Origin of the sequence: Sphingomonas sp. Sph1(2015), from assembly GCF_001970915.1 — a bacterium.
In the GTDB taxonomy this organism is placed as follows: domain Bacteria; phylum Pseudomonadota; class Alphaproteobacteria; order Sphingomonadales; family Sphingomonadaceae; genus Sphingomonas; species Sphingomonas parapaucimobilis.
Genome location: NZ_MQUI01000001.1, coordinates 18,080 through 31,239, shown reverse-complemented (window position 1 = coordinate 31,239; position 13,160 = coordinate 18,080). Strand labels below are relative to the sequence as shown.

Sequence of the window (13,160 nt, the reverse complement as noted above, 5' to 3'; positions counted from 1 at the left end):
GCCCTTATTCGTAGCGGCGCAAGATGCCCGATAACTTACCCTGCACCCGGACCTGCGCGGGCGCGTAACGCTGCGGATCATAGGCCCGGTTGGCGGGGTCGAGGCGGACCATCGAGCCCTCCCGCCGGAAATATTTCAGCGTCGCTTCGCTATCATCGATCAGCGCGACCACGATCTGTCCGTCGCGCGCGACATCGGTGCGGCGGATCAGCGCATAGTCGCCGTCCAGGATACCCGCCTCGACCATCGAATCGCCGGATACTTCCAGCGCATAATGCTCGCCCGAGCCCAGCAGCGCGGCGGGCACGGCCAGCATTGCGCTGTCTTCGAACGCTTCGATCGGCAAACCGGCGGCGATCCGGCCGTGCAGCGGGATTTCGACCACGTCATTGGCGGGTTCGATCGCCGGACGCGCGGCAGGCGTGCGAATGTTGCCAGACGCGGGTTCCGCCGCGGCAGGCTTCTCGGGCCGGTCGGGCATCCGCAGCACCTCCAGCGCACGGGCGCGATTGGGCAGGCGGCGAATGAAGTGGCGTTCCTCCAGCGCGGAGATCAGGCGGTGGACACCCGATTTGGACTTGAGGTCCAGCGCCTCCTTCATCTCCTCAAAGGACGGCGAGACGCCGGTTTCCTTCAAACGGTCGTTGATGAAGCAGACAAGCTCATGCTGCTTTGCGGTGAGCATCGCGATCCTCCGTCCAGAACAGACGCGGAACTTATATGGAACGTTTTGGCTTGCGTCAAGCGAGCATCAGGATTTCCGCCGAGTCGCCCATGGCGGCGGCGGGGGCATGGGGCGGGCGGATGATCAGGCAGGTCGACCGCGCCAGGGTCAGCAGCATCGAGCTGTCCTGAATGGCCGCCGCATGGACCCGCCCGTCGAGCATCGCGGCGCGCAGATAGTCGATGCGCGGACCATTGGCGGGCAAATCCTCGCCCAGCACGGCGGGAATGGGCTTGGGCAGGGGATCGGCGGCGCCCGCCAGATGCGAAATCAGCGGCCGGACGAACAGCGTCGCGGTGACGAAGGCCGAGACGGGATTGCCCGGCAGGCTGAGCACCACCGTATCGCCCAGTCGCCCGGCCATCATCGGCTTGCCGGGGCGAAGCGCGATGCGCCAGAAATCGACGCTGCCCCCGGCCGCCTTCAGTGCGGGCTGTACCAGGTCATGATCGCCGACCGAGGCGCCGCCGGTCGTGACCAGCAGATCGGCCTCGACCGAGGCAAAGGCGTCGCGCAGGCGTTCGAGATTGTCGGGCAGGATGCCCAGGTCGATGATCTCGACCGGCAGGTCGGCAAGCATCGCCGCCAGCATCACGCCGTTGGATTCGGGCAGGGCGGTGGGATCAGTGCTGCCGGGCGGGACCAGTTCGTCGCCGGTCGCGGCAATCGCGACCCGGACGGCCGGTCGGACTGGCAGGGTGGCGTGACCGCCGGTCGCGGCCACCGCGATCCGCGCAGGGGTCAATCGCTGCCCGGCGGCGACCAGCGTGGCACCTTCGGAAAAGTCCAATCCGCGCCGCCGGACATTGCGACCCTGATGGGCGGGGCCTTCACCTGCCAGCGTCAGGGTTGCGCCGTCACGTGTCGCTTCCTCCTGGACGAGAACGGTGTCGGCACCGTCCGGCAGGGCCGCCCCGGTAAAGATGCGCGTCGCCTGTCCGCAGTCTACCGAACCGGCAAAGGGCCGCCCCGCCGCGCTTTCGCCGATGACCGTCCACGGCCCCGGCATATCCTCGAAACGGATCGCATAGCCGTCCATCGCCGACAGGTCGTGCGCTGGCTGGGTCCGCCGTGCGGTCACGTCTCGGGCGGCCCAGCGCCCGGCGGCTTCGCGCAAGGGCAGTTCGACGACGGGGCGCGTGCTGCCCAGGGCGAGCAGCCGGGCCTGGGCTTCTAGGACGGGGAGAAGAATGACGGTCGCTCCTTTTGGCCCTAGGACGCTTTCGGGCAGCGTCCGTTCCGCGTATCGGAAGCGTCAGGCGTGCCAGTCGCCCGACTTGCCGCCCGTCTTGGCGATCAGGCGAATATCACCGATCACCATGCGCTTATCGAGTGCCTTTGCCATGTCATAGACGGTCAGCAGCGTCACCGATACGGCGGTCAGCGCCTCCATCTCGACGCCGGTCTGGCCCGCCGTGGCGGCGGTGGCGGTGGCGGTCACGCCTGCTTCGTCCAGCGCCAGGTCGATCTCCACCTTGCTCAGCGGCAGGGGGTGGCAAAGCGGGATGAGGTCGCTGGTCTTCTTGGCGGCCATGATGCCCGCCACCCGCGCGACCGCCAGCACATCGCCCTTCTGGACACTGCCCGCGCGGATCGCGGCGGCGGCGTCGCGGCTCATGGTGATGCGACCTTGCGCCACCGCCTGGCGCGCCGTGACCATCTTGGCCCCGACATCGACCATGCGGGCCGAACCCTCTTCGTCGAGATGGGTGAGGCCGCTCATCCGATCAGCGCGCGGGTCGCCGCCTCGACATCCTGCTGGCGCATCAGCGCTTCGCCGACGAGGAAGCAGCGGATGCCGTGCGCGGCCATCGCGTCCAGATCCTCACGGCTGGTCAGGCCGCTCTCGGCCACGAAGGTGCTGCCGGCGGGGGCATGGGCGACCAGCTCATAGGTGCGCTGAAAATCGACGGTGAAATCCCTGAGATCGCGGTTGTTCACCCCGATCAGCCGGGATTTCAGCCGGGCTGCCCGCTCCATCTCGGCGGCGTCGTGGACCTCGACCAGCGCGTCCATGCCGCACTCGATCGCCGCGGCCTCGATCTCCTGCATCTGGGTGTCGTCCAGGGCCGCTACGATGATGAGGATCGCGTCTGCTCCCAGCGCGCGCGATTCATGTACCTGCCAGGGATCGACCATGAAATCCTTGCGCAGAACCGGGATCGACACGGCTGCGCGGGCCTGTTCCAGGAACACATCGGCCCCCTGGAACCATCGCTCGTCGGTCAGCACCGACAGGCAGGCCGCGCCCCCCGCTTCATAGGCGCGGGCATGGGCGGGGGGATCGAAATCGGCGCGGATCAGCCCCTTGGAGGGGCTGGCCTTCTTCACCTCGGCGATCAGCGCATGGCCGGTCTTGGCGTCCAGCGCGGCACGGAACCCGCGCGGCGCAGAGACGGTCGCGATCTTGGCGTCGAGGTCGGCATGGGACATGGTCGCCTTGCGCGCGGCGACATCGGCGCGCTTGGTTTCCAGGATGCGGTCGAGCATCGTCATCGGTAAGCAATCCATCGATCGAGAAGCGCCGCGGCCTCGCCGGTATCGATGGCGCGGGCGGCGGCGACCGCGCCTTGGCGAAGGTCGGTGCTATGCCCGGCGACCAGCAGCGCGGCGGCGGCGTTGAGGAGAACCGCGTCGCGATACGCGCCCGGCTCGCCGGCGAGAAGGCGGCGAAGCGCCTCGGCATTGTGCCGCGCGTCGCCGCCACGAATGGCGGTGATGGGATGGCGGGGCAGGCCCGCATCCTCAGGCGTGATGGTGGCGGGCGCGGCAATGTCGCCGACCGAAACCGCGATGCTGGGGCCTGCGCCGGACAGCTCGTCCAGCCCTTCCTCGCCCGAGACGACCAGCGCAGTCTCGGCCCCCAGCTGCTCCAGCGCCTCGGCATAGACGGTCGCATAGTCGGGCCGCGCGATGCCGATCAGCTGGCGCCCGACATGCGCCGGATTGGCGAGCGGACCCATCAGGTTGAAGATCGTCCGCCGCCCGATCGCACGCCGGATCGGGGTGATCCGCGCCATGGCCGGATGATGGTTGGCGGCGAACAGGAAGGCGATGCCGATATCGTTGAGACTGGCCTGCGCCACCGCCCCAGCGCGTTCCATGTCGAGGCCGAGCACTTCCAGCGTATCGGCCGCACCCGCCTTGGACGAAGCGGCGCGGTTGCCATGCTTGGCGACCGGCACGCCCAGCGCCGCCACGACCAGCGACACGGCGGTGGAGACGTTGAGGGTATGATGGCCATCGCCCCCGGTCCCGCAGACATCGACGGTCCCCTTGGGTGCTTCGATCGGGATCAACCGCTGACGCATCGCCCGGGCGGCCTCGGCGATTTCGATCGAGGTTTCACCGCGCTCGGTCAGGCTGATCAGGAAGGCGGCGATCGCCGCATCCTCGGCGCGACCGTCCAATATGTCGGCAAATGCCGCGGCCGCCGTCTCGCGCGACAGCGGGCTGGCGGCATCTGGCAGAAGCGCGACAGTCGTCACGCGGCGTTCTCGACCGGCGGGCGCAGCCGCTCGGGCAGTTCATGCGCCACGCCCGCTTCGCGCAGGAAATTGGCGAGCATGGCATGGCCATATTCGGTGGCGATGCTCTCGGGGTGGAACTGGACGCCGTGGATGGGCAGCGTCGCATGGCGGAAGCCCATCACCGTCCCGTCCTCGGCGCGCGCATTGACGACCAGGCTGTCGGGCACATCGTTGACGATCAGCGAATGATAGCGCGTCGCGGTGAACGGCGAGGGCAGGCCCCGGAACAACCCGGTGCCGTCATGCAGCACCGGCGAGGTCTTGCCGTGCATCAGGCCGCCACGCTCGACCAGGCCGCCGAAATGCTGGCCGATCGCCTGATGGCCCAGGCACACGCCCAGCAACGGGCGGCCCGCGTCGGCGGCGGCGGCGACCAGGTCCAGGCTGACGCCCGCCTCGGTCGGCGTGCAGGGGCCGGGGGAGATGAGAAAGGCTTGCGCCCCCGACGAGAGCGCTTGGCCCGCCGAGATCGCGTCGTTGCGGACCACCTCTACCTCGCTGCCCAATTCCTGAAGATAATGGACGAGGTTCCAGGTGAAGCTGTCGTAATTGTCGACGACCAGGATCATGGCACCGCCATAGCCGATCGCGCGGGCGGTGCAACGCCCCGTTCACATCGCCCATGCCAGGCGGTGCGATCGCCGCGACGGTGGCGCAATGTCCGATCATGCGACATAACGCCGCAATTCCGCCGGAAATCGGCCTTTACCGGGCTTCGTTCAGCATGGAGCCATGAAGGGCGTCCGACGTTATCAGGCGATAAGGAGTTTTCGTCACCATGGTTCGAGCCGCCCTGATTGCCGCCCTGTTGCTGACCCCGGCGACGGCTTTTGCCCAGCAAGCGGCGACCTCGGACCAGGCGCAGGCCAGCACCGGGCAGCCGCCCAAGCGGGTGCGCAACGTCACGCTGACCGGCGACCAGAAATGCCCCGAGAGCACGGCGGAGGAGGTCGTGGTCTGCGGCCGGGACGACGAACCCTATCGGATTCCCAAGGCCCTGCGTGACGACAAGCCGATCCCGGCGCAGAACCAGAGCTGGGTCAACCGCGCCGCGACCATGGATCAGGTCGGTCGCGTCGCGGGCGGTATCCCGGACACCTGCTCGCCGGTGGGCACGGGCGGCCAGAGCGGATGCAGCATCCTGTGGAACCAGCAATATCAGGCCGACCGCCGTGCGCGCCGCGCCGAGGCGACGCCGCCTGCGGGCGACGGGGAATAAGGGCGAATTGCCTGCCCGCAATCCTTGATCGCAAAACGTGCGTCTGAAATCATCCCTGGCCCTCACCTCCGTTCAGCCTGAGCGAAGTCGAAGGCCACGCCCAGAGTCGAAAACGATCAACTCTGCTCACCCCTCCCCTTCAGGGGAGGGGCCGGGGGTGGGGCGCTTCCGCAAGCGAAACGCCCATGGCGATACCCCAACCCCTCCCCTGAAGGGGAGGGGCTAAAACCGTGTAATGCTGATCGCTTTCAGCTTTAGCCTGAGCGTGGCCTTCGACTTCGCTCAGGCTGAATGGAGGAAACGGTTGTTGTAAGGGCGGTGGCGGCCGATGAGCCTCGTTCTACTGCCCGAAACCGCCTTCACCGGCCCGCGCGACCGCGTCGCGCGCGGCGGCGAGCATGGCGCCCGCCTTGGCCTCGCATTCGCGCTGCTCATAGGCCGGGTCGCTGTCGGCGACGATGCCAGCGCCCGCCTGGACATGGATGGTGCCATCCTTCACCACCGCCGTGCGCAGCACGATGCACGAATCCATCGAGCCGTCGGGCGAGAAATAGCCGACGCCGCCCGCATAAGGACCGCGCCGCTCCGGCTCCAGCTCGGCGATGATCTGGCAGGCACGGACCTTGGGCGCGCCGCTGACCGTGCCCGCCGGGAAGCCCGCGAACAGCGCGTCGAGTGCGTCCTTGTCATCGGCCAGATGCCCGACGACGTTCGACACGATGTGCATGACGTGGCTGTAGAACTCGACCGTATAGCTGTCCGTCACGCGTACGCTGCCCGCCGACGACGCACGGCCGACATCGTTGCGGCCCAGGTCCAGCAGCATCAGATGCTCGGCGCGTTCCTTGGGGTCGGCGAGCAGGCTGTCGCGATTGGCGGCATCCTCCGCCCGGGTCTTGCCACGGGGGCGGGTGCCCGCGATCGGGCGGATCGTCACTTCGTCATTGCGGACGCGGACCAGGATTTCCGGGCTCGACCCGATCAGCGAAAAGCCCGGCAGGTCGAGGTGGTAGAGGAAGGGCGAGGGGTTGATCCGCCGCAGGCTGCGGTACAGCTCGAACGGCGGCAGCGTGAAGGGCGCGGAGAAACGCTGCGCCAGCACCACCTGAAAGATATCGCCCGCGACGATATAGTCCTTCGCCCGCGCGACCATCTCGGCGTAGCGCCCGGGCGGAAGCGCCGGTTCGTAGGCGGGTTCGGGCAGCTCGGCGCGAACCGGGGCGGGCAGGGTGGCGGTCGCCAGGCGCGCGGCGGTGGCGTCCAGCCGCTCCTCCGCGTCCGCGATCATCCGGGCGGCATCGCGCGCCGCATCCGGCCAGACGGGGGCGACCAGATACAGCGCGTCGGCCAGCCGGTCGAAGACGAGAATGACCGTCGGCCGCACGAAGATCATGTCGGGCAGGCCGAGCGGATCGGCCTCGGGCTGGGGCAGCGCCTCGACCAGCCCCACCGTCTCATAGCCGAAATAACCGACCAGACAGGCGAGGACCGAAGGTAGCCCCTCGGGCATTTCGGCGCGGCATTCGGCGACCAAGGTGCGAAGCGCCGCGAGCGTCGGTGCATCGCACGGCGCGAACGCATCGCGGTTCGTCGCCCAGTGGCGGTTGATCGCGGCGGCATGACCATCGGCGCGGAAGACGAGGTCGGGGGCGAGGCCGATCAGGCTGTACCGCCCGCGCGTCGCGCCGCCCTCGACCGATTCGAGCAGGAAGTCGCCGCGCCCCGGCTCGATCAGCTTCAGCGCGGCGGCGACCGGCGTTTCGGTGTCGGCGATCTGCCGACGCCAGATCAGCTGTGGCTGACCATCGGCCAGCCGTTCAGCCGCGCTGCGCTCAGTTGCTCCCATTGTTCAGCAGCTCCGAGCGGGTCTTGGCGATCGCCTTGGGATCGGTCTTGACGACGACCGTGTCGCGAACGGCGCGGGCGAACTGCGAGACATATTCGCGGCCGATCAGGCGACCGATATCGCCGCGCGCGGCGCGGATCGCGGCGTCGTTGCCGGTCGCGTTGCCCGGTTCGATCTTGGTCACGCGGATGATGTACCAGCCTTCATTCTGCGGCGCGGCCAGCGTGCGGGCCTTGTTCTGCGGCATCGAGAACAGCAGCGCGAGCGGGGCGGCGGCGGGCGAGTTCTGCGCGGCGGCCAGATCGCGGCGCGAGGCGGTGATCGGACGAACCGGCGGCACCGCCAGCCCGGTTTCCTTCAGCGCCTGCGCCATCGGCATGCCCTTGTTCACCTTGGCGAGCACGGCATTGGCGAGCGCACGGGCGGCGGTACGCGCGCGGTCGGCGGTCAGGTCGGCAAGCACCTGACTACGCACCTGCGCCAGCGGACGCGGGGCGGAGCGCTGGATCTGGCCGACGCCGACGACCGCGAAGCCGCCGTCCTGGCCGATCGGCACGATCTGCGGCGCGTCGCCCTGTTCGGCGGTGAAGGCCGCGGTGATCATCGCGCGCTGTTCGGGCGTGGGCTGGAAGGCAGGTGCGTCGGGTGCGGCGCCCTGTGCGGTGACGGCGGGCGTGGCCTGTGCCTGCAGCTTGCGGTCGGCGACCACCTCGTCGAACGTGGCGTTGCCCGACAGCGCGTCCTCGATCGCATTGCGCATCTCACCCAGCGCGGCGGCCTGCTTCTGCTTGGTCAATTCCGTGACGATTTCGGGGCGCGCCTGGGCCAGCGACTTGCCGGGCACCTGGGTGATCGCATCGACCTTGGCGACGACGAAGCCGAGCGTCCCGCGCACCGGGCCGATCACGCCGCCCTGCGGCGCGCCGAACACGGCATCGGCGACGGCGGCCGAGGCCTGGGTGGTATAGGCGGCCTTGTCGACGCCCTTCTGCACCGAGGCCTCCAGCCCGGCGGCGCGCGCGGCCTCGGCCAGCGACGTGCCGCCTTTCGCCTTGGCGGCCAGCGCATTGGCGCCCGCCTGATCGGCGACGATGACCTGGGTCACGTCCCGCTTCTGGGTCGCGGCATAGCGCGACTGGTTGGTCTGGTAATAGCGGGCGATCTCTGCATCGCTGGGCGTCGCCTTGGCGGCGACGGCGGCGGGGCTGACGACCGCATAGCGGACCGCGCGACGCTCCGGCAGCGTGTAGCGCTGGACATTGCGATTATAGAAAGTCTGGATATCGGCGTCGCTCGGCGCGGCCCCGGCGGGAACCAGGCGGGTCGGGATATAGCCGACCTCGCCCTGCCGCTTTTCGAGCAGGAGCGAAGCATAGGGCAGCGCCATCTGCGTCGCGAACTGCGTCGCGCCGATGGTCGGGATGGTCAGCTGCTGCGCGAAGGTCGACCGCTCGATATCGGTGCGGACCTGCGCATCGGTCATCTTCCGCTGGGCCAGGAGCTGCTGGTAGAGCGCCGGGTCGAACTGGCCGTTAGGGCCGCGAAACGCCGGGATCGAGGCGATCTGGCCGTCGACCAGGCGGCGCGAGACGACCATGCCCTGCTGCTTGCCGAACTGTTCGAGCGCCAGGCCGGTGATCTCGCGCTGGAGCACGCCCTCGAACCCGCCGGCCGCGACGAATTGCGCCATGTCGAGGCCCGGCTGTTCCTGGCGATAGGCCGCGACCTCGTTCTGCGCGGCGGTGCGCAGGTCGTTGGCGGTGACCTTCGCGCTGCCGACCTTGGCGACGTCGGAGCCGTTCAGGCCGCCCGCCATGCCTGCGATGTTGGTGACGTCACCGGCCGCGAACGCGATCGCGATCACGCCCAGCACGATGAAGGTCACGACGACGCCGGCCTTGGAATTGATGATCCGGCGGAAGAAGCTGAGCATGGACGACCGATCGGCAAAGACAAAAACGTGTCCCGCTTTAGGGGCGAGGTCGCTCGGCATCAAGCTTGTGCGAAATGCACGATCCGCTATCGGTGTTGAACACGTATAACATGCGACTCAATCGGGGAGCCTCAAATGGCACGGCGCAAACTGGTGGCGGGCAACTGGAAGATGAACGGCTCGCGCGCGGCACTGGCCGAGCTGGATGCCATCGCGAGCGCTGCCGAGGCCGCGCCGAACGTCGATGTGGCGGTTGCGGTGCCCTTCACCCTGATCGCCCCCGCCGCCGATCGGGCACCCGGTCTGGCGATCGGGGCGGAGGACGTGCATGAGGCCGATTCGGGGGCGCATACAGGCTGCGTGTCGGCGGCGATGGTCCAGGAAGCGGGCGCGCGCTTCACCATCGTCGGCCATTCGGAACGCCGCGCCGACCAGGGTGAAACCAGCCAGGACGCCTGGGCCAAGGCGGCGGCGGCGCATCGCCAGGGGCTGAACGTCATCCTGTGCTGCGGCGAGACCGAGGCGGAGCGCAATGCGGGCCGCGCCGAACGCGTCGTGCAGGCGCAGATCGAGAAGTCCGTGCCCGACAATGCGGATGGCAGCTGGTTCACGCTCGCCTATGAACCGCGCTGGGCGATCGGGACGGGGCGGACGCCGACCGTGGACGAGATCGCCAGCATCCATGCCATCGCGCGCGCCAAGCTGCGGATGCTGATCGGCGATGCGGCGGACGGGGTGCGGATCCTGTACGGCGGATCGGTGACGGGCGAGAACGCCGCCGTGCTGCTGGCGGTCGAGAATGTCGACGGCGCGCTGGTCGGCGGGGCGAGCCTGACCGCGGCGAAGTTCGTGCCGATCATCGAGGCGGCGGCGGGGTTGTAAGGGCGCGGCAGGGCGTACGCTTCGACTTCGCTCAGCGTGAACGGCTGTGGGGGGCAATTCCCAACCGCCGTTCAGCCTGAGCGTAGTCGAAGGCCACGCTGGAACCTTGCCTCAAGCCCCCGAATACCGCTCCTTCAACATCCGATACGCCGCACGCAGGGCATAGGCATCGCCCCCCTTGGGCCGCCCCGGCTTGCCCGAAGGCCGCCAGGCAAAGACATCGAGATGCGCCCAGGCCGTATCCTTCGGCACAAAGCGCCGCAGGAACAGCGCCGCCGTGATCGCCCCCGCAAAGCCGCCATCGGGCGCATTGACCATGTCGGCGATGTCGGACTTCAGCATGTCGTCATACCCATCCCAAAGCGGCATCCGCCATACGGGATCGTCCTCGCTCGCCGCCGCTGCGAGCAGGTCCGCCGCCAGCGGCTCGTCATCGGTGAACAGCGGCGGCAGGTCGGGGCCGAGCGCCACGCGCGCCGCGCCGGTCAGCGTCGCGAAGTCGAGGATCAGATCGGGCTTTTCCTCGCCCGCACGGGTCAGCGCGTCGCCCAGGATCAACCGGCCCTCGGCATCGGTATTCGTGTTCTCGACCGTCACGCCCTTGCGGGTCTTGAGTACGTCGCCGGGGCGGAAGGACGCCGCCGACACCGCATTCTCGACCGCCGGGATCAGCAGGTGGAGCCGGACCGGCAGGCGCGCCGCCATGACCAGGCTCGCCAGCGCCAGCGCGTGGGCCGCGCCGCCCATGTCCTTTTTCATCAGCCGCATTCCGGCCGAGGGCTTGATATCCAGCCCGCCGGTGTCGAAACACACGCCCTTGCCGACGATCGCGATGCGCGGATGGGCGGGATCGCCCCAGTGCAGTTCGATCAGCCGGGGTGCGCGTTCGCGGGTGGCGGCCTGGCCGACCGCATGGATCATCGGATAGTCGCGGGCCAGCGCATCGCCGCTCGTCACCATAAGCTGGGCGTGATGGGTGCGGGCCAGCGCTTCGGCCTCCGCCTCCAGTTCGGCCGGGCCGAGGTCGCCCGCGCCGGTATTGACCAGATCGCGAACCTGCGCGGTTGCGGCGGCGAGGCGAATCATTTCGTCGCGATGCGCGACGTCGCGGGTCAGCAGCATGCGCGGTCCGATGTCGTCACCCTTGCGATAGCGGGTGAAGCGATACTGGCCGAGCAGCCAGCCCAGCGCATTGGCGCCGACCTCGGTCCCGTTGAGCCGATATTGGCCCTCCGGCAACGCCTCGGCCAGCTTGGCGAGCGACCAGGGGCTGGCGGCCTTGGCGACGCCCGCCACAACCGCGACGTCGCCGTCCTGGGGTAGCAGCAGATGCGTGTCGGGCTTGGCCGCGAAACGCTGCGCCGTTGCCAGCGCGCGGGTGGCGGCGGACTGACGCGACAGCCATTCGGCGAACCCATCGGCGGTCAGCAGCGTGATCGTCCGGGCGGGCTGTCCGCGATCGGGCTGGAGCAGGGGGGCGAAGTCCATCATTCGGCGGGGCTCACGAGGAATTGTTCGATCTTTCCGTTGGTGCCGGGCTCGGCATAGGTGCTGATCCGAAGCGTGCGACCCGGATAGGTCACGCGGTAGGAGCGGTTGACGAACCCGCCGCGCAGGCGCGTGCGACCCGCCTGTTCGATCTTGGTCGGCGCGCCCAGGGGCGACAGGCTGGTCCGGTAGTCGGCCAGCGTCGTCGGCGTGAAATAATAGGCGGCATCCTCGGTCAGCAGCGCGCGGTCGAGATGGCCCGCCTGCAACTGCGCATAGACGGCCTTGGTCCGATCGAGCGCGCTCGCGTCTGCATCACCCGTCTTGGACGGAGGCAGGATGATGTCGGTGATACCCTTGGCGATCCGGTTCTGAGCATCGGCGAACCAGGCATTGACCTCGACCACGATCGCGGCCTTGTCTTCGGGATACACGATATTCTCGGTGAGGAAGCCGACCGCCTCGCCACTATGCTCGATCATGCGGTGCCCGTCGGCGACCGCGATCCCTACGCCCAGGCCATAGCCGGTGTTGGAGCCATCGGTCAGGTTGACCGGCGTTTCCTGCTCGGCCCAGTCCTTTGGCGGAAGCAGCGTGCGGTTCATCCGCGCGATATCCCATTTGGCCAGGTCTTCGGCCGACATGGACAGTTCGCCTGCCGCGTAGAGCCAGCCGGGCGCGGCGGGCTTCTCGACCCGAACCGGGCCGAGCGCGTGGCGGAGATAGCCCTGCGGGAAGCCTGGGCCGATGGCCTTGTCCTGATCCAGCGCGCGAATGCCGAGCGGCTGGAAGACATGGGTCTGAAGGAACTGGAGCAGCGGCTGGCCCGACACCTTCTCGACGATCATGCCCGCCACGACATAGCCGGTGTTGGAATATTGCCATTGCGTGCCGGGCTTGAAGTCGAGCGGGGCCTTGGCCCAGCGGTCGACGATACCCTGCGGCGTGGTCGGGGTTGCCATGGCCTTGAAGCTGTAATCCTGCGGCCAATAGTCGCGCAGGCCCGAGGTGTGGCTGAGCAACTGGCGGATGGTGATCTTGTCACCGTCGGTGACGCCGGGGACGTATTTCGACACGGTGTCGTCGAGCGACAGCTTGCCCTCGTCCGCCAGCAACAGGATCGCGGCGGCGGTGAACTGCTTGGACACCGAGGCGATCTGATAGGGGAGTTTCGGGTCGGCGGGGCCGGTCTGGCCCTCGAACTGTTTGCCGTACGCCTTGGCAAGTACGATCCTGCCGCCGCGCACCACCGCGATCGAGGCGGAGGGGACGCCGGTGTCGGCCAGCGTCTTCGTCACCAGCGCATCGATCTTTTGGGTTTCCGCCGGGGTCAGGGCCTGGGCGAGCAGCGGGGCAGGGGCGATGAACGCGATCGCCGCCAGCAGTATGGGGTATCTCATGGTGCCCAAGGAAGCAGGTTTGCGGGGAGGGCGCAACGGGGTGGTTGGGGGCGTGGAAGCGTGGGCTTCGACTTCGCGCGGCCTGAACAGCTTTGGGGAGATAGGCTTTTCCCCCCTCCGTTCAGCCTGAGCGAAGTC

General features: G+C 68.5%; 12 protein-coding genes. 2 read left to right on the top strand and 10 right to left on the bottom strand.

All coding sequences use genetic code 11. From position 1 onward, the window contains the following. Positions 1-4: 4 nt before the first annotated feature. The 6 genes from lexA to BSZ14_RS00130 all read right to left on the bottom strand — a co-directional run bounded on the left by lexA (position 5) and on the right by BSZ14_RS00130 (position 4,823). Positions 5-685, bottom strand: a complete 681-nt coding sequence (lexA, locus tag BSZ14_RS00155) for a transcriptional repressor LexA (RefSeq protein WP_042483139.1) — start codon at positions 683-685, stop codon at positions 5-7. A 55-nt stretch (positions 686-740) separates the two neighbouring features. After that, on the bottom strand, positions 741-1,916 hold the full coding sequence (locus BSZ14_RS00150) for a molybdopterin molybdotransferase MoeA (protein WP_445190527.1): 1,176 nt from the start codon (positions 1,914-1,916) through the stop codon (positions 741-743). A gap of 63 nt (positions 1,917-1,979) precedes the next feature. Beyond that, positions 1,980-2,447: a cyclic pyranopterin monophosphate synthase MoaC gene (gene moaC / locus BSZ14_RS00145; protein ID WP_076709099.1), complete on the bottom strand. Its 468-nt coding sequence runs from the start codon at positions 2,445-2,447 to the stop codon at positions 1,980-1,982. Continuing rightward, on the bottom strand, positions 2,444-3,220 hold the full coding sequence (gene trpC / locus BSZ14_RS00140; protein WP_076709096.1) for an indole-3-glycerol phosphate synthase TrpC: 777 nt from the start codon (positions 3,218-3,220) through the stop codon (positions 2,444-2,446). Before trpC ends, moaC begins: the two co-directional genes overlap by 4 nt. Next, positions 3,217-4,212 carry an anthranilate phosphoribosyltransferase gene (gene trpD / locus BSZ14_RS00135; protein WP_076709094.1) on the bottom strand — a complete coding sequence of 332 codons (996 nt, stop codon included), beginning with the start codon at positions 4,210-4,212 and terminating at the stop codon, positions 3,217-3,219. Before trpD ends, trpC begins: the two co-directional genes overlap by 4 nt. After that, positions 4,209-4,823 carry an anthranilate synthase component II gene (locus BSZ14_RS00130; protein WP_042483123.1) on the bottom strand — a complete coding sequence of 205 codons (615 nt, stop codon included), beginning with the start codon at positions 4,821-4,823 and terminating at the stop codon, positions 4,209-4,211. The genes trpD and BSZ14_RS00130 overlap by 4 nt, the downstream gene beginning before the upstream one ends. 209 nt (positions 4,824-5,032) lie before the next feature. Here BSZ14_RS00130 and BSZ14_RS00125 point away from each other — a divergent pair, with 209 nt between their 5' ends. Beyond that, the gene (locus tag BSZ14_RS00125) at positions 5,033-5,473 is read left to right on the top strand and encodes a hypothetical protein (protein ID WP_076709091.1); all 441 of its coding nucleotides are present in this window, start codon (positions 5,033-5,035) and stop codon (positions 5,471-5,473) included. A gap of 340 nt (positions 5,474-5,813) precedes the next feature. On the opposite strand, the gene trpE is transcribed toward BSZ14_RS00125, so the two are convergent. Together trpE and BSZ14_RS00115 are read right to left on the bottom strand one after the other, a co-directional pair. After that, positions 5,814-7,319: an anthranilate synthase component I gene (gene trpE, locus BSZ14_RS00120; RefSeq protein WP_076709089.1), complete on the bottom strand. Its 1,506-nt coding sequence runs from the start codon at positions 7,317-7,319 to the stop codon at positions 5,814-5,816. Beyond that, positions 7,306-9,252 (bottom strand): peptidylprolyl isomerase, encoded by a 1,947-nt coding sequence (locus BSZ14_RS00115; RefSeq protein WP_076709086.1) that lies wholly within the window; start codon positions 9,250-9,252, stop codon positions 7,306-7,308. Before BSZ14_RS00115 ends, trpE begins: the two co-directional genes overlap by 14 nt. Before the next feature lie 135 nt (positions 9,253-9,387). Here BSZ14_RS00115 and tpiA point away from each other — a divergent pair, with 135 nt between their 5' ends. After that, positions 9,388-10,134, top strand: coding sequence for a triose-phosphate isomerase (gene tpiA / locus BSZ14_RS00110; protein WP_076709085.1), 747 nt, complete (start codon positions 9,388-9,390; stop codon positions 10,132-10,134). Between the two features lie 111 nt (positions 10,135-10,245). Here the strand turns inward: tpiA and BSZ14_RS00105 are convergent, their stop codons facing one another. Then, a complete protein-coding gene (locus BSZ14_RS00105) occupies positions 10,246-11,625 on the bottom strand; it encodes a leucyl aminopeptidase family protein (RefSeq protein ID WP_076709082.1) in 1,380 nt (459 codons plus the stop codon). Further along, positions 11,622-13,022 (bottom strand): serine hydrolase domain-containing protein, encoded by a 1,401-nt coding sequence (locus tag BSZ14_RS00100; protein WP_076709080.1) that lies wholly within the window; start codon positions 13,020-13,022, stop codon positions 11,622-11,624. Before BSZ14_RS00100 ends, BSZ14_RS00105 begins: the two co-directional genes overlap by 4 nt. Positions 13,023-13,160: the final 138 nt, after the last annotated feature.

Bases quoted from the DNA above. Each gene is read 5' to 3' on its own strand.
- lexA (WP_042483139.1), bottom strand. From the start codon at position 685: ATGCTCACCGCAAAGCAGCATGAGCTTGTCTGCTTCATCAACGACCGT.
- moaC (WP_076709099.1), bottom strand. From the start codon at position 2,447: ATGAGCGGCCTCACCCATCTCGACGAAGAGGGTTCGGCCCGCATGGTC.
- trpC (WP_076709096.1), bottom strand. From the start codon at position 3,220: ATGACGATGCTCGACCGCATCCTGGAAACCAAGCGCGCCGATGTCGCC.
- BSZ14_RS00130 (WP_042483123.1), bottom strand. From the start codon at position 4,823: ATGATCCTGGTCGTCGACAATTACGACAGCTTCACCTGGAACCTCGTC.
- BSZ14_RS00125 (WP_076709091.1), top strand. From the start codon at position 5,033: ATGGTTCGAGCCGCCCTGATTGCCGCCCTGTTGCTGACCCCGGCGACG.
- trpE (WP_076709089.1), bottom strand. From the start codon at position 7,319: ATGGGAGCAACTGAGCGCAGCGCGGCTGAACGGCTGGCCGATGGTCAG.
- BSZ14_RS00115 (WP_076709086.1), bottom strand. From the start codon at position 9,252: ATGCTCAGCTTCTTCCGCCGGATCATCAATTCCAAGGCCGGCGTCGTC.
- tpiA (WP_076709085.1), top strand. From the start codon at position 9,388: ATGGCACGGCGCAAACTGGTGGCGGGCAACTGGAAGATGAACGGCTCG.
- BSZ14_RS00105 (WP_076709082.1), bottom strand. From the start codon at position 11,625: ATGATGGACTTCGCCCCCCTGCTCCAGCCCGATCGCGGACAGCCCGCC.
- BSZ14_RS00100 (WP_076709080.1), bottom strand. From the start codon at position 13,022: ATGAGATACCCCATACTGCTGGCGGCGATCGCGTTCATCGCCCCTGCC.